The sequence below is a fragment of the Desulforamulus profundi genome (genome assembly GCF_002607855.1).
In genome coordinates, this window is record NZ_AWQQ01000017.1 from 109,848 (window position 1) to 125,438 (window position 15,591).

The following is a 15,591-nucleotide window of genomic DNA, read 5'->3' on the forward strand; positions in this document are numbered from 1 at the left end:
TTTAGGGGCCTTATTTGGCTCGAAAAAATTAAAGGCCCTGGTTATCTACGGAGAAATAGAAGAAAAAATTGAAGACTTTGCCAAATACAACAACGTTTATAAGGAGATCTATAACCGGTCTGTTACCACCGATATCATGGATAAATACCATGGCCTGGGCACCTCCATTAACGTAAGCGGTTTGAATCATTTAAACGGGCTGCCCACAAGAAATTTGCAGCAGAGTTCCTTTGAACATGCCGAAGCCATCAGCGGGGAAGCCTTTGCGGAGCAAAGTCTGGTCCGGAAGATGGCCTGTTCCGGCTGCCCGGTAGGGTGCATTCATATCGGGCTGCACCGCAGGGAATTCGGCCCGGGTTACGACTATGAGTCCAAAAACCTTTCCTATGACCATGAGTTAATTTTCGCCCTGGGTTCCTTCCTGGGCATGTCAAGCCAGGATAAAATCTATGAAATGATTGATGCCGTGGAGGAACTGGGACTGGATGCCATCAGCGCCGGTGTTTTGCTGGGCTGGGCGACCGAGGCCTGCCAAAGGGGCATCATCAGCCAGGAACAGCTGGGCGTCAAACCGGAATTTGATCAAGCCGGCCCATACCTGGAAATTTTAAATAGAATTGTCCAGCAGCCCGATGAACTGTACCGGACACTGGCCCTGGGCGCCTTTGCCGCTGCCCAAAGGTACGGCGGGCAGGAATACGCCATGACCCTGGGGAAAACTGAGATTGCCGGCTATCACACGGGCTATGCCAATATTCTGGGCCAGGCGGTGGGGGCCAGGCACAGTCACCTGGACAATGCAGGTTATTCCGTGGACCAGAAGTTAAAGGACAAATCTCCGGAGGAGAAGGTGGCAGCCTTAATCAAGGAAGAAAAATGGCGCAATGTTTTAAACTGCCTCACCATCTGTCTCTTTGCCCGGGAAATCTACCAGGCAGACACGGTCATCGCCGCCCTGGATTCCATTGGCATTCCCACCACAGTCGAGGAACTGGAGAAACTGGGCCATGACATTTTTGAGATCAAGAATGCCACCAGAACGAAATTGGGCTTTGGGTTAAACGATCTGGAGGTTCCCCAGCGCTTTTTTGAGACCACCAGCCTGACCGGGAAATTGGAAAGAGAACAATTGGAGGAAATGGTAACGATTTATCAAAACAAACTATAAAAGCTGCTTTTGAACAAAGTAAGGCCAGAGATAACCTCTCTGGCTTTTTTCTTTCAATCCGGTTATTTAGCTCGAAATAAAATACTGATTAAACTAGGATTTCATTTACAGGGCTAACGCTAGCCAGGAAGGTTTGACTTACCTGTTTGGGAAGAGTTTTTTCCCCTGGCTAAAGAAGCAAATATTCCTACGAAGCAAATGACGGTAAATACCATAAAGACTGTTTTGGTGCCTTTTAACAGCAGGTCCACCGGGGCCTGGCTTAGTTTAACATTGCCCACATAGACGGCCAGCAGCAAGGTAACAATGGCCATACTCACTGCTGACTGGGAATTATACCCCAGGACAACCTGAAAATAAAGTGAAAGTAAAAAACCCACGGCAAAGGTTGCGCTGTAGTTTCCCCTGGCGCCGGCCCACTCCCCTTTTAATTTTGTTAACGTTAACGTTAAGAATAAGACAGCCAACGTTTGCGCCCATTGAACCGGACCACAATGTCGTCGGCCTGGTGGCGGCCTCATTTTGTACAGCGGCTGGCAGATCAAAATTGGATCATCCACGACCTGAAGAGGGGTTTGGGTGCTGTCTATAACCAGAGAGAGTGGTTTATTACAAATCTGGATTTACCCGGTCACCTTCTCTATGAAGAGAATGAGACCCTTTACCAGCAGCTGTGGAAACAGTATTTTGCCAGTACTGCCATTCAGGACCGGGTAAATCCCAGGCTGCAGCGTCAGTTTATGCCTGCCCGTTATTCAATAAATGCAAAAGAGTCCACACCACCGGGGTGCGGACTCTTTTTGATTATTCAGTTTGGTCGTCACGGTCTATATGAAAATGGTTGTGATGAATCTTTATTCTATGTTTAATCCCACATTCCGGGCAGGACAGAACTTCACCGTCTTTAAATCGAACTTCACCGATGTGCTTGTTGCAACAGATAACTTCAATGCCGATAAGGGATCCGTCATTTCTCTGGTTGACCCTGTAACCGCAGCTAGGCTTTTGAGTTTCCATCGTTAATCATCCCCCTTGTCGTGACTTTATTATAACTTCTTCATAATTGCTAAAATTCCTGCCTTTCCACAATGTTGAATTGAGTTTTGGTAATAAATTTAAAAAATATACATAGTTTTACCATTTTCTTAGAACTTTTATAATTACTTAACATAATAGAAGTTTATTCCGCTTATTTATATCTATTAGGATAGTGGGGTGAATATTCTATTAATTTTATTTGTGACAATTTCGACAAAACCCCTTTTAATAATTTTTGTTTTTTGTTATTGATATATCAACTAAATTAAAAAGGGAGTGATGAAGAGATGAAAAAAGCCTTAATCAATCCTTATGTTGTCAAGCAAATTAATACTACAGCCGTACAAAAACCAGTGCCCGGGACGGAAGTTAGTTTTTACATGAACAATGATTTGGCCACTGCTTTTGTCAGTGATAATTTCTTAACCATCAGCAGGCGAGAATTAGACATGATGGTACTGGGAAAAGTCAAATACATTTTATTTAAAAATTATCAACCGGATATGACCAAGCAAATCAGAATTCTCACGGATTCTTTGACAGAGATCGATTACTGGCCCCAGGTGACGCAGGGAGAATTGGAGCTTTGGAAAGCTTATAAAAAACTTTCACTCTATCATAGTTCGGAATCGACCAAAGACCATTTGCTGAAAATGTTGTTTGAGCAGCAGAAAACGGAGCCAGGTCTTGCCATCAGTGTTGCCAACCTGGCAGCAAAGATGAATACCAGCCGCGCTGTTCTCGTACCCGAAATACTTTCTTTAGAAGAAGCAGGAATGATCGAAAGAGCAGGCGATAAGAACTTTGTGCATGCTTCCGATTGGATTAAACTTACCCAAATGGGCGATCGTTATGTAGATGAAAACTTTATTATCGGCGGTATTAAGGTGAAACTTCAAAAGTAACCTGGTGTGTTAGCAAACCTACTGCATGTAGGTTTGTTTTTTTGCTGTCATAATGATAAAATATTATGGATGATAGAAAAGCTAAGGTTTCCGCTAAAGGCGTGGCGTACCCACAGGGCACAAGTAAATCAAGCTTTTCTGATGTTATAATAGAGCTAGGATGGAAGGATGACTGGATAATTTTAAATCACCTTCCAGTAACAAACCACTTGATTTACGGTGAAAATCCAGTATAATTAGTTATTGTCGCAAGTTTTTTAGACTGTCAAAGTACAGCGGGTAGTCGCTGTTCCGTGTCAACGGAGCAGAGGAAAGTCGAGACACGCACACTTTGCTGATGAAGCTAAAGGCCGCAAGGGGCCAAGAGGCCACGGCAGGTGTAAAATGGTGCCCGGCGCAAGCCGGGGCAGGGTGACCTGACGACGGTGAAAGCAACTCTCTGAGTGGCAAGTAACCATAAAGTGCCACAGAAACAATGTCACCGGGCGACCGGTGAGTGCAAGGGTAAACTCCACCAGCGTGCAACCCAAATAGGCAGGGGCGTTTTGTCACCTGCGGGTAGGGGCACCTCGCACCGGCGAGGAAGGAGAGATCCTCTCCTTAGATAGATGACTACTAAAACAGAATCTCGCTTACGGCTGTATCTTTGGCAATTTTATAAAACTTGGTATGTTAAAAATTATTAAAATTGGACTTGCACACTTCAACAAACTGTGCTACAATAACTTTCGTCGGGATGAGGTCCCGGTTGCAACAGAAAATGGGGCATAGCTCAGCTGGGAGAGCGCTTGAATGGCATTCAAGAGGTCAGCGGTTCGATCCCGCTTGTCTCCACCAAGTAAATCAAGCCTTTGCAGGTAGTGCTGCAAGGGCTTTTTGATTAAAATGTAGCAACCGTATAGCAATTGAAAGAAAATGAAAAGGGGAAGCCCGTTATTGGGCCTCCCCTTTTTTGTACTTTTTTGGGAACTTTTTTAGAAATATTTTTGTCCGGTGAAGTTGTTGTGGTCGGGGCGGCAGCTTCAAGCCAGGCGGATATTTTTCCTGGCCTCCGGCCATTTTATGGCTGTACACATCTAGCAACATTTTTGTCAGCCTTTACGCCAACAGCGCCGTGAGTGAAGCGGCTCACGGCACAGAAGTGTACCATTATCCGGGGAGCGTGCCAGGCCAAAGGCTGGCTGCTTGTATTCAGGACAGGTTAGTGGCGGAACTAAAGACCGCCGACCGGGGCGTGAAGGAGGTCACGACATGGAAGAAATGGCCCGTCTGGTGGCAACCTACGGTTTTCCCATGGTCGTGGCCTTATTCCTGCGCAAGAAAACCGGATTAATACGCTAGCACTTAAAAGAGGGCGCATGTATCGTTTCGTAGCGATACACCTGCTAGCGCGTTTTGGAAGGCATAGTAAAGAATTAGAAGTTGACAAGCAATGATGAATTATATATATTTAAATAGTCAGATATTTGATAATATGATTATTTAAATTATAGAGATAATAAGAGTAAATCGGAATTTCTAAAAGAACTAGTGAACATTATTTGGAAGTCAAAAAAGCGGTCGAAGCAGGTTACTGGGGGATATACCGCTACAATCCGGCGCTGAAAGATATGGGGAAAAACCCGTTCAGCTTGGATTCCAAAGAACCCACAGCCGACTTTAAGGAATTCCTCATGGGCGAAGTGCGTTATTCCTCGCTCAAGCAACAATTCCCTGACCAGGCCGAAGCGCTGTTTGACAAAACGGCCCAAGATGCGGCTGAAAGGTTAACGGTTCGCAAAATTATATGGGGAAGCACTGTCCGAAGCGGCTGCCGCTAAAGAATAATAAAAAAACTACCGATATCAGTTGAAGTGGCAACCATGCTTGTAAAAGCGTGGGTGCCGTTCTTGTTACAGGTAGATTCTATAATACAATTATTTTGGGGGTTTGGGTATGATCGGATCAAGTCTGGATATGGTACTATTTATTACAACTTTATCCTTCTTTCTATTTGGTACTTTCGCTGCTGTCGTTGTAAGCCAAAATCCGCGAACAGCCAATCTGATTTCTCACGTATCTTCCTTCCTGGGAGGAATGACAGGAGCTGTTACCGCATTACGCGTATTACTTGAGCAGCAAACTATTTCTTTATCGGCCTGGCATATTGTCTCCGATATTTCGTTATCTTTTCGAATCGACACCTTATCCGCGTTTTTTCTGCTAATTATCTGTGTGTTAGCGTCGGCCGTATCCATTTATTCCATTGGTTACGTCACCGAATACTATCATAAAAAAATGTTGGTTTACTTGGAGGCGGCCTCAATTTGTTTTTGCTTTCCATGGTAGGAGTTGTAACGGTAGATAACGGGTTTGCCTTCTTGGTCGCTTGGGAGCTTATGTCCCTTGTCTCCTTTTTTCTCGTGATGTACGAGCATGAACGATCGGAAGTTCGCCGGGCGGGATATGTTTATGTCGTAATGACTCATATCGGAACAGTTTTTATTATTCTTTCGTTTTTAGCTCTGTTTTTATTTACGGGAAGTTTCAGTTTTGTTACCTTTCAGAATATGGCTTCCCAGATTCCTAACTGGCTTAGGAATCTTATATTTCTCATGGCCTTTTTAGGATTTGGCACAAAGGCAGGCATTGTGCCGCTGCATATTTGGCTTCCCAGAGCTCATCCAGCAGCGCCAAGCCATATTTCGGCTCTCATGTCAGCTGTTATGATTAAAACGGCTGCGTATGGATTATTGCGGGTAAGTTTTGACTTTTTAGGCGGCGGGCCTGTTTGGTGGGGGGCAATTGTACTAGCAGCCGGAGTACTATCTGCTTTTATTGGGATTTTGTATGGCTTGGCCGAAAATGATATAAAACGGTTCCTTGCTTACAGTAGCGCCGAAAATATGGGTATTATCTTTATGGGAATCGGGGCGTCTATCATTTTTAGTGCATACCAGCAGCCGTTTCTTGCAGCATTAGCTTTGACAGCGGCTCTGTACCACACTTTGAATCACGCCATGTTTAAAGGGACCTTATTTATGGGGGCTGGCGCTGTTCTCTTTGCAACCCACACCAGGAATATCAATGAATTGGGCGGATTAATCAAACGCATGCCGGTGACGGCCGTGCTATTTCTGGTTGGGGGGCTAGCACTATCTGCTTTACCGCCGTTTAACGGTTTTATCAGTGAATGGGCTACTTTTCAATCGCTGTTGCATCTTTCCTTTGACATCCAAAGTCCTTGGTGGAAAATTGCTGGCGGCCTTTCGGCGGCGGCTCTCGGATTGACTGGAGCTTTTGCAGCAGGTGGGGTTGTTAAACACTTTGGAACCGCATTTCTGGCGATGCCCCGCAGCGAACATGCAGAGCATGCGGAGGAAGTTCCCGTAGCCATGCGCATCGGGATGGCGATATTGGCGTTATTCTCTTTAGTCTTGGGTATTTGGCCGGGATTTGTTCTTACGATTACTAAAAATATAAATGAAAAGGTTTTTCATACACACCTGGCAGGTAATGCAATTTGGTATGTGCCGTTTGCCGGGCATTCAACGGAAACTTTATTTCCAGGTGTAATGCTGCTTGCCTTGCTGGGTGTATTGACTCTTAGTATTGTTTTGTTGCGTTTTTGGGTCGGAACGAGTAAAGTTCAGATCGATGAGACATGGAATTGTGGTACACCGCTACAATCTTCTATGGAATACACCGGCACATCTTTTTCCCATCCTGTCTTGATGATTTTGCAGCGATTAACCGGTACTCATAGAAAAGTGGAAGTGTATGAACAGTATACATATTATCCTCGGAAAATTAGTCATCGTTTGCAGAATTATCATTCCATAGAGGATGCGGTATATAAGCCTGTCATTGCATTTACAGTCAAATTGTCACAGGGAATTAGGATGATACAGAATGGAAATCTGCAAAGTTACCTGGCATATATGGTCATTACACTCATCGTGGCACTACTTTGGATTAGGCAGGTGTAAGTTTACATGATAGAACAAATGATTCAGACAGTAGGGTGGACATTGTTGCAGGCGGCTATTTTGATGCTGCTTGCTCCTTTTATCCAGGGATTAATCAAAAAATTGAAGGCCGGGTTACAAAGCCGTATTGGGCCGCGTATCTTTCAGTCTTACTATGATATTATAAAAAGCTTAAAAAAGGATGCCGTTATTTCTGAGCAAGTATCCTGGTTGACGAAAGTGACTCCGTATATTACGTTTACTTCGGTTATAACAGCCGGCCTGCTTGTTCCAACCTTTATCGCCAATGCGCCATTGAGCTTTGCCGGAGATGTAATCATGGTTGTTTATCTGTTGGGATTAGCTCGGTTCTTTACGGCGCTTACGGCGCTTGATGCCGGCAGTTCGTTCGGCGGCATGGGGTCCAGCAGGGAGATGGCGCTTGGAGCCATCATAGAGCCTGCTCTGCTGTTGGCTTTATTTACGGTATGTCTCTCCAGCGGTACAACGAAACTAGGACAAATCGTACAGATCATTGCCGAAAAACAATGGAATTTGATTGATCCGTCTTACGGGTTGGCCTTGTTGGCTATGTTAACTGTAGTAATAGCAGAAATAGGTCGAATTCCGGTTGATAATCCTGATACCCACTTAGAATTGACGATGATTCATGAGGGGATGCTGCTTGAGTATTCCGGAAGATATCTGGGGTTGATGATGTGGGCGGCACAAATAAAACAGTTAGTAATGTTAAATCTCTTCATCAGTACGTTTTTTCCTTGGGGAATCGCATTTAATTGGAGTGGGAAGGGGTTGACTGCAGCAATTTTTATTTATTTACTAAAATTGGTTGCTTTGGGGATTGTGTTGGCCTTTATCGAGACGGCGTATGCCAAAATCCGGCTTTTTAAGGTGCCGAAGTTATTGGCTTCTTCTATGGCGCTGTCAGTATTGGCCGTTATTATGCGGGTTGTCATGTAAAAGGAGTAGCATAAATGGATCTATTAATTGGTTTGGGATTACTCATTAGCACCATCATGTTGTTTCAAATCCGAAAAATCAGTGATTCGATCGGTATCTTGGCGCTTCAATCCGTGTTGCTTTCACTTACAGCAGGTGTAATGTGGTTTAAAACAGGTATTTCGCATTTATTGGTTGCCGCTATTTTTACGCTGCTGGTGAAAGCGCTGCTGATACCCTATATTCTTTATTACACCATCAGAAAAATTGACATTAAACGAGAAGTGGAACGGTTTACTACTCAATATACTTCCTTGCTAATTGCGCTGGTGTTGTCGGCTATGGGGTATTATATAGCCTCCGATCTAAATTTGCCGAGTAAAGAGTATGGGGAAACGTATCTACCAGTTTCCGTAATTTTAATTTTTCTAGGTACTTTCATTATGATTGACCATAAAAAGCTATGATGCAGGGTGTTGGATTAATCACCATTGAAAATGGAATTTTTCTCATCGCAGAATCCATTGCTTATGGAATGCCGCTTGTGGTTGAGTTTGGAATATTTTTTGATTTGCTGGTGAGTGTGATTGTGATTGGCATACTACTATTTCGCATCCATTCCACTTTTGATAGCTTAAACACGGAAAATATGCAAAAATTGAAGGGATGACATAAATGGATTGGCTTTGGATACTCTTGTTAACTCCTATCATTACGGGGCTCATCGCGTGGCGGATAAAAACACAAGTATGTGCATGGTTTCAGGTAGTGGGCGCAGTCTTAACGCTAACGGCTGGTCTGGCCGTTGCCTACCAAGTAATGACCGGAAGTTCGATAACTGCCTGGGATGAATTTATTTATATCGATGCCCTAGGCGCGTTTAATATAGGGTTGATTGTTTTTGTCGGATTTACGGCATCACTGTATTCGGTCGGCTATATGAAGTATGAACTGTCGGAAGGGATGATTACCGAACGGCAATTTCACCATTATTTTTTATTATTTCACCTGTTTCTATTTACGATGGTAGCGGTGAGTGTTGTAAACAGCATTGGCTTAATGTGGGTAGGAATTGAGATAACTACCATCGTTTCCGCGTTATTGGTTGGTATGTATCAAAAAGAAACGGCCCTAGAGGCCGCTTGGAAGTATTTGATTATGGGCAGCGTTGGAATTTCCTTCGCTCTGATAGGGATTATTTTCATCTATCTTTCAGGAGTTCATGTATCTGGAGAAAGCCCGTCTGCCCTCAATTGGACAGTATTAAGGCAGGTGTCTCAAGATTTAAATCCCAAATGGATGCTAACTGCATTTGTTTTTGTGCTAATTGGCTTTGGCACAAAAGCGGGCTTAGCACCGATGCATTTCTGGCTACCGGATGCGCACAGCCAGGCCCCTTCTCCAGTGAGTGCGGTTTTATCCGGTGTACTGCTAAATACCGCTCTTTACGGCATATTGCGAATATATGCAATTGCGAATAGTACGCTTAATGGACAAGTAGCTCAATACATGATTTTTTTGGCATTTTTTCGATTGCCATTACGGTTCCGTTTATTTTAGTGCAGCATGATCTAAAGCGGATGCTGGCTTATTCCAGTGTGGAACATATCGGAATTATCACCCTTAGTGTTGGGATTGGCGGGACATTGGGTCTTTACGGAGCGCTACTCCATATGTTCAATCACTCGATGGCGAAATCTCTCCTATTCTTGGCAGCAGGGAACATTAACCAAAAATACCGTTCGAAGCAAATGGAACGTATTTCAGGCGTGCTTAAATCGATGCCGATAACAGGAATTGTTTTCTTGGTTGCTACGTTTGCCATTACGGGGACGCCACCTTTTAATATTTTTATTAGTGAGTTTACCATTATGATGGCCGGTTTTAAAGCGGGCTATATAGGGGTTACCGTTTCATTTCTGGTATTGGTTGTCTTGATTTTCGCAGGGATGGTACAGTATGTTACCAAAATGACTTTTGGAGAAGCGCCGACAAAACTGGTATCAAAGGAAATCAGTTTTTGTTCGACGGCTGCTTTGTTCATTCCATTGGTGATGGTTGTGACCTGCGGCTTATATGTTTCGCCTTTCCTGAGTGAGGTAATTCATAAAGTGTCTGCCATTTTGCAGGGGGTACAGTAATTATGGAAAAAATAAGAAATTATTCATTACCCGCATCAAGCAGCAGTTAGGTGAAAAAGTACTATCGATTACTGCACGCGGACCCCATGAGACTGAAATTATTATAGAGAAAGGCTATTTGGCGGAGGTTTGTCATTTTCTCTGCAAAGAAAAAAAGGGGCGTTTATTTACCATGGTTGGCAGTGACGAACGCAATTCAGCCGGTTCGTTTGCGCTGTACTATGTGTTTTTATTTGATAAAACGAAGCAATTTATTATTGTAAAAACGCTAGTTGATGATGCGGAGCCAACCTTTCCATCCTTAGCAGTTGAAATGCCGGCCTTAAATTGGTATGAAAGAGAAGTGAAAGACTTGCTAGGGCTTAGGCCGCAGGGGCATCCCGATCTCCGGCCGCTTACGCTGCATGGCGACTGGCCGGAAGAAATACATCCTTTGCGCAAAGATTTTGCAGTCAGAGAGACTGTGCCAAGGGTAGAAAGCCGCGAGACGTTCATGCGGTATGAAGGACAAGATGTTACAGAAATACCGGTAGGGCCGATTCACGCGGGAATTATTGAACCAGGTCATTTTCGCTTCGGAGCTGTTGGTGATACCATTTTGCATTTAGATGCGAGACTGTTTTATACACATCGTGGTTTAGAGAAGGCTAGTGAAGGAAAGCCTCTAAGGAAGGCGTTGTTCATAGCAGAAAGGATTTGTGGTGTATGTGCCTTATCTCACGCGGTATCGTTTGCGCAGGCAATTGAAAGTACCGGACAGGTAGAGATTCCGTTGCGGGCGAAATATCTTCGCACATTATTTCTTGAGTTGGAGCGGTTGTATAACCATATTGGCGATGTTGGGAATGTGTGCGCGGGGTTTGGGTTTGCAGTGGGAGTCAGTCAAGGGGCGCGTTTACGCGAAGAACTATTGCAACTTAATGAACGAATTGCTGGGCATCGCTATTTACGTGGAATTGTAGATCTTGGCGGAGTGCGGTTTGATGTCACAACTGCCGAGTATTCAGATATTCTTTCAACCTTAGATAAAGTGGAAACTGAATTTAAAGAACTGGTTAACATACTGCTTTCCCATGACATTGCTCTGGATCGTATGAAGAATACTGGTATACTTACACTGCAGCAGGCAAAAGATTTAGAGGTTGTAGGTGTTGCGGCAAGGGCTTCCGGCAGAGATATTGATATCCGTCGTGACCAGCCATATGCTGCCTATGATCGCGTGACGTTTTCTGTACCTATCTATCAGGAAGGTGACGTTCTTGCTAGAATTCGTGTGCGGATTGACGAGGTATTTCAGTCTATATCAATTATCCGCCAAGTATTTGATCAGATTCCGGCAGGGGATATCATTACTGCACTCCCGAAGATTCCGGCCTATCAATGGGGGATGGGATGGACCGAATCTTCTAAAGGAGAAACCGTACATTGGGTAATGGTTGGGCCGGAAGAAACGGTTGATCGGTATCGGGTGCGTTCAGCGACGTATAGTAATTGGCCTGCGGTTCCTTTGACTGTTCCCGGCAATATAATACCTGATTTTCCATTGATTAATAAAAGCTTTGAATTGTGCTATGCCTGCTGTGACCGTTAAAGCATGATTTATTAGGCTGTAGAAGGAGAAGAAAAAGCGGATGTTTGAAGTAATTCGTAAAATTTGGAAGACGGGGATTGTAACACGCAAGTTGCCATCGGAGGAGGCGCCTCGCCGCTATCGCGGGAAATTGGATATACAGCCTCATAAATGCAAGAATTGCGGAGCCTGTGTTGCAGCATGTCCAACAGGAGCCATCGAAGTTCTTTCGAATGACGAATGCTGCGAACTGGTTGTGTCTTATGGCAAATGTATCTTTTGCGGGATTTGCGCAGAAGTCTGTGAAACCCAGATAATGCGAATGACGAATGGTTATCATCTGGCGACTAAAAACAAAAAGGATTTAATACAAGTTGTCCGAATACCCCAATAATATTATAATAACTTGCCGTTTATCTAGAGGAGGTTGATGGTGTGAGCGCTAACAAGGACTCAGAAATGGAGTCGGGAATAAAATTACAGCAGAGAATTAAGGAAGTGCTTGGAAAATCTTTACACATACGGCATGTTGATTCAGGATCGTGCAATGCTTGCGATTTTGAAATAAATACACTGACTAACCCTATTTATGATATACAACGGTTTGGAATTGATTTTGTCGCTTCTCCGCGGCATGCGGACATGCTAATGGTAACGGGTGGCGTAACCCGGCACCTGGAAGAGGCGGTACGAAAAACATTCAATGCAACTGCAAATCCTAAGATGGTCGTGGCGGTAGGAACTTGCGCCTGCGGGGGTGGGATTGTTGGCCAAACCTATGCCGGCAATGGAGGGGTGGACAAAATTGTGCCGGTATTTGTGTATATACCTGGTTGTCCACCTAGGCCACAAGCTCTAATTGAAGGAATTCTTATAGCATTGGATCAATACGAAGACCTAGTATCTGGCAATGGGGGGTGAACTTTAATTGAGTCTTGAATTGCAACAATTTAAAGCTGATTTTTTTAAAGCCCTTAGTCATCCTCTACGTATTCGTATCCTCGAACTATTGTCCGAAGGGGACAAAAATGTCAATGAACTGCAGACACTGATTGGTAGCGAAGGGTCAGCAGTTTCGCAACAATTGGCTGTTTTACGCAGTAAAAATATTGTGGATGGAAAAAAAGATGGGACTAAGGTTATGTATTCATTAAGAGATCCTGCGATTATTGAACTTTTAGATGTTGCCCGACGAATTTTTAACAACCACTTAATTAATACGATCACCATGTTAAATAAGTTCAGTGAAGAAGAACAGTGAAGTAATGATGTGACAGTTAGGAATTCATTAGTATGTGTAGTGAAGTTTTCCGTTACTTTCTAGGGTTTTGTGATATCGTATTTAGGTACTAATAGGTACAGGCTGTTATTTTTTTAGCAGCCTGTTTTTGTTTGTTGCCCCGCTCCGCGTCCCTGCGGGCGACGCTGCAGCCGCTGCCGCGTCTTCCGCCTGCCGTCCTCGGGCCGCTCCGCTGTGTGGCTTGTCAGGGATAGCAGGCCAGGGCGCTTCTTTCACTCGCACCCAGACCTGCCGAAGAGCGGTCGTCATGCGGAATGTCGAATTACTGTGCAATCATAACAGCGACGTGGGGGGAATGAACGATGTTACTTACCGAGCGTTACAAAGACAAGATTGACGGAGTACTGGCATGCTACGATCGGATCGTGATCCATGGCAATATTCCGGTGCTTTGTTTCGACGGCGGTATGACATCGTACTTATATCAAATCAACATCAAAATCTTCGACTACCCGGATTGGGCCAACGCGCTGCACGAAGAACTTCGCGAGCATGCCGAACGGATAGCCAAGGAAAACGGACTCCGGAAAATGCCTGCACTACTACTTTTACTTCATTGATCCGGACTTCGGACTCTGTTATCTTCGTGTCCCCATGTGGTGTCCGTTTCGCCTTCAGTTTTACATGAACGGGCACAATTGGCTTGCATCCCGGCTATCCAAAAGGCATCAACTACCAAATGCGGGATAATGCTTTCCTTAGCATCAGTGACTGGGAAAAAGCGCAGCAGCTATCCGACCATATTCGGGTGGAAGACCTTCATCAAGTCTTGGACATTCTGGCTAACCGGTACTGCCCGATGATCAAGAAGCTGCACGTTACCTACCGTTGGAGCATTATGCAAGTGGAATATGCGACGGACATCGTCTTCCGGGACCCGGAGGACCTGAAGTTTCTTATGATGCCATCGTGCATACCGCCATCCATTCTGTGAAACCGGAGAACATCGCCACGTTCCTGGGACAAAAACTGCACGGGAACTACGAGGGCGAAATGGGCAACCGATTCAACAAGCGTATTCTCGGTACGAGAATTAAGCACCAGATGGGTGCAGTCAGCATCAAGATGTATGACAAATTTGGCTACGTGCTCCGGATTGAAACGACCGTGAATGATGTCTCACAGTTCAAGCATTCTCGGGAAGTCCAGCAGCGGGATGGAACCGTCACACAGAAAATCGCGCCGATGAAGAAGAATATTTACAGCCTGTATCCGCTCAGCCGACTGCTGAAAGCTGCCAATCGCCGCTATCTGGAGTTTGTATCTTCTTTGGATGACCCCAGTGACGGCGTGAAGAAATTAGAGGAACTTTCGGAAAGCAAGAAGGCCAACGACAGAAGTTTTAAAGGCTTTAACTTCTTCAGCCGGGAAGATCAGAAATTGTTCGAAGTACTGGCGCACGGTGAATTCAACATCAACGGTTTGCAGAACAAATCGGTCCGACGATTGCTGCCGGAACTGAGTCCGGCTTCCGTCTTCCGCATACTCAAACTTCTACGTGTTCATGGGATCATCAAGAAGGTATCCGGTACCCGGAAATATTACCTGACCAAGCTGGGTAAAGCTGTTATCGCACTGGGGCTCAAAACGAAAGAACTCTTCATCGTCCCCCAGTTAGCTCAGGCAGAAGCAGCCACAAACTGATTAGCCCTCAGATACCTCTTTAAAGAATGGCTGTCATTGGCAGCCTCTGGTTTCATGCTGTCTTTTCATGGGTTTGCTTAGTTTTTTTCCATTTTGCAAAGATACCTGTGGACTTAAGAGACTAATTATGGTAGGACACAAGTGGTTAAACCATATCATTTGGCCGTTGTAAAGAGAAATTTAATTGCTAATGGAATAGCTGATCTGGGTAGTTTTGATAGGGTAATTTTAGATGCTTCGCTAGGTGTTAAAAAACATCGTACATTTAGAGGGCAAAGAGGAAGATTAGGGAAAGAGAGGCATAGTAAACAGATAAGGGCATAACGATAAAAGCACCAATCATCTAATACTTGGTGCTTTTCATATTAGGAAAAACAATGGGGACTAGCTCATATTATTTGTAAAATTTTGTTTACTGGGGAACCTATTACACATTTGAGTGGGTAGCAGACCGGAGAACAAACTATGTTTTGAAAGATTATTTCTAATAGTTGGAATCAGTCAAACCCATAGTAATTAGAATCAACTTGACACTATATTCCCGTTCTTAACTACTGCTGCTTTTATGCCAGGTCCGGTAGGCGTCAATATTATCTTCTGATTGGTCATCATGGTCTACGCTCTTCAAATAACGGGCAGAATAGATATGTTCACCGGAATTATCATTATTATCAGTGTTAATTCGGAGATAGACTTCCCATGTTCGTTTTTTGCAAACAGATTGTCCCGCTGGAAAAGAAAACCCTACTTCTCTCTTTTGAGACAGTGGGGTTTTTATTATGTCTCTAAAAAGCAGGATTGGCTGGTTAATAAATCGCTCCAATTGGTGGTTGTATTTTCGTTAAAACCTGTTAGTATGAAAATTGGATCGAACTATTGGATACCAATGTTGGAGCCATTTACAGTTCAAAGGAGCAT

Annotated in this window: 17 protein-coding genes, 1 other RNA gene and 3 pseudogenes; 19 read left to right on the forward strand and 2 right to left on the reverse strand. The window is 44.3% G+C overall.

The window, feature by feature from the left end; all coding sequences use genetic code 11:
- Positions 1-136: 136 nt before the first annotated feature.
- Entirely contained in the window at positions 137-1,168 is a 1,032-nt protein-coding gene (locus tag P378_RS23310; protein WP_338013805.1) for an aldehyde ferredoxin oxidoreductase C-terminal domain-containing protein, read from the forward strand.
- Between the two features lie 119 nt (positions 1,169-1,287).
- Here the strand turns inward: P378_RS23310 and P378_RS02215 are convergent, their stop codons facing one another.
- Complete coding sequence (locus tag P378_RS02215) at positions 1,288-1,635, reverse strand: hypothetical protein (protein WP_238472773.1); 348 nt, start codon at positions 1,633-1,635, stop codon at positions 1,288-1,290.
- A gap of 27 nt (positions 1,636-1,662) precedes the next feature.
- Here P378_RS02215 and P378_RS02220 point away from each other — a divergent pair, with 27 nt between their 5' ends.
- The 15 genes and pseudogenes from P378_RS02220 (at position 1,663) to P378_RS02290 (ending at position 12,990) form a co-directional block, all read left to right on the forward strand.
- Positions 1,663-2,037: a DUF4130 domain-containing protein gene (locus P378_RS02220; protein WP_238472774.1), complete on the forward strand. Its 375-nt coding sequence runs from the start codon at positions 1,663-1,665 to the stop codon at positions 2,035-2,037.
- A 456-nt stretch (positions 2,038-2,493) separates the two neighbouring features.
- Entirely contained in the window at positions 2,494-3,111 is a 618-nt protein-coding gene (locus tag P378_RS02230; RefSeq protein WP_099082122.1) for a hypothetical protein, read from the forward strand.
- A gap of 271 nt (positions 3,112-3,382) precedes the next feature.
- Positions 3,383-3,751: RNase P RNA component class B (rnpB, locus tag P378_RS02235), an RNA gene on the forward strand.
- Between the two features lie 444 nt (positions 3,752-4,195).
- Positions 4,196-4,345 (forward strand): annotated as a pseudogene (locus tag P378_RS23910) (N-acetylmuramoyl-L-alanine amidase); the annotation flags it as partial.
- Positions 4,346-4,652: 307 nt separating this feature from the next.
- Positions 4,653-4,931: pseudogene (locus P378_RS02250) on the forward strand (hypothetical protein); the annotation flags it as partial.
- 115 nt (positions 4,932-5,046) lie between these two features.
- Positions 5,047-5,439: a hypothetical protein gene (locus P378_RS19970; RefSeq protein ID WP_207653972.1), complete on the forward strand. Its 393-nt coding sequence runs from the start codon at positions 5,047-5,049 to the stop codon at positions 5,437-5,439.
- Positions 5,418-7,079 (forward strand): proton-conducting transporter transmembrane domain-containing protein, encoded by a 1,662-nt coding sequence (locus tag P378_RS02255; protein WP_207653973.1) that lies wholly within the window; start codon positions 5,418-5,420, stop codon positions 7,077-7,079. The genes P378_RS19970 and P378_RS02255 overlap by 22 nt, the downstream gene beginning before the upstream one ends.
- A 6-nt stretch (positions 7,080-7,085) precedes the next feature.
- Complete coding sequence (locus P378_RS02260) at positions 7,086-8,039, forward strand: respiratory chain complex I subunit 1 family protein (protein WP_238472775.1); 954 nt, start codon at positions 7,086-7,088, stop codon at positions 8,037-8,039.
- A gap of 14 nt (positions 8,040-8,053) precedes the next feature.
- Positions 8,054-8,485 (forward strand): hypothetical protein, encoded by a 432-nt coding sequence (locus P378_RS02265; protein WP_207653974.1) that lies wholly within the window; start codon positions 8,054-8,056, stop codon positions 8,483-8,485.
- The gene (locus tag P378_RS19975) at positions 8,482-8,688 is read left to right on the forward strand and encodes a hypothetical protein (RefSeq protein ID WP_207653975.1); all 207 of its coding nucleotides are present in this window, start codon (positions 8,482-8,484) and stop codon (positions 8,686-8,688) included. Before P378_RS02265 ends, P378_RS19975 begins: the two co-directional genes overlap by 4 nt.
- Positions 8,689-9,128: 440 nt before the next feature.
- Positions 9,129-10,159 (forward strand): annotated as a pseudogene (locus P378_RS20640) (proton-conducting transporter transmembrane domain-containing protein).
- 34 nt (positions 10,160-10,193) lie between these two features.
- Positions 10,194-11,750: a hydrogenase large subunit gene (locus P378_RS02275; RefSeq protein ID WP_420795962.1), complete on the forward strand. Its 1,557-nt coding sequence runs from the start codon at positions 10,194-10,196 to the stop codon at positions 11,748-11,750.
- 40 nt (positions 11,751-11,790) lie between these two features.
- Positions 11,791-12,123 (forward strand): 4Fe-4S binding protein, encoded by a 333-nt coding sequence (locus P378_RS02280; protein WP_099082125.1) that lies wholly within the window; start codon positions 11,791-11,793, stop codon positions 12,121-12,123.
- Positions 12,124-12,164: 41 nt separating this feature from the next.
- Entirely contained in the window at positions 12,165-12,650 is a 486-nt protein-coding gene (locus tag P378_RS02285) for an NADH-quinone oxidoreductase subunit B family protein (RefSeq protein WP_420795957.1), read from the forward strand.
- A 7-nt stretch (positions 12,651-12,657) separates the two neighbouring features.
- A complete protein-coding gene (locus P378_RS02290) occupies positions 12,658-12,990 on the forward strand; it encodes an ArsR/SmtB family transcription factor (protein WP_099082126.1) in 333 nt (110 codons plus the stop codon).
- 105 nt (positions 12,991-13,095) lie between these two features.
- Here P378_RS02290 and P378_RS19280 read toward each other — a convergent pair whose 3' ends face one another.
- Positions 13,096-13,251 carry a hypothetical protein gene (locus P378_RS19280; RefSeq protein ID WP_180260936.1) on the reverse strand — a complete coding sequence of 52 codons (156 nt, stop codon included), beginning with the start codon at positions 13,249-13,251 and terminating at the stop codon, positions 13,096-13,098.
- Between the two features lie 80 nt (positions 13,252-13,331).
- Between P378_RS19280 and P378_RS20645 the strand changes: the two genes are divergently transcribed.
- From P378_RS20645 to P378_RS20655, 3 genes are all read left to right on the forward strand, one after another.
- Positions 13,332-13,589: a hypothetical protein gene (locus tag P378_RS20645; RefSeq protein ID WP_238472776.1), complete on the forward strand. Its 258-nt coding sequence runs from the start codon at positions 13,332-13,334 to the stop codon at positions 13,587-13,589.
- 83 nt (positions 13,590-13,672) lie between these two features.
- The gene (locus tag P378_RS20650; protein ID WP_238472777.1) at positions 13,673-13,963 is read left to right on the forward strand and encodes a hypothetical protein; all 291 of its coding nucleotides are present in this window, start codon (positions 13,673-13,675) and stop codon (positions 13,961-13,963) included.
- Positions 13,939-14,673, forward strand: coding sequence for an IclR family transcriptional regulator (locus P378_RS20655; protein WP_238472778.1), 735 nt, complete (start codon positions 13,939-13,941; stop codon positions 14,671-14,673). Before P378_RS20650 ends, P378_RS20655 begins: the two co-directional genes overlap by 25 nt.
- Positions 14,674-15,591 lie beyond the last annotated feature (918 nt).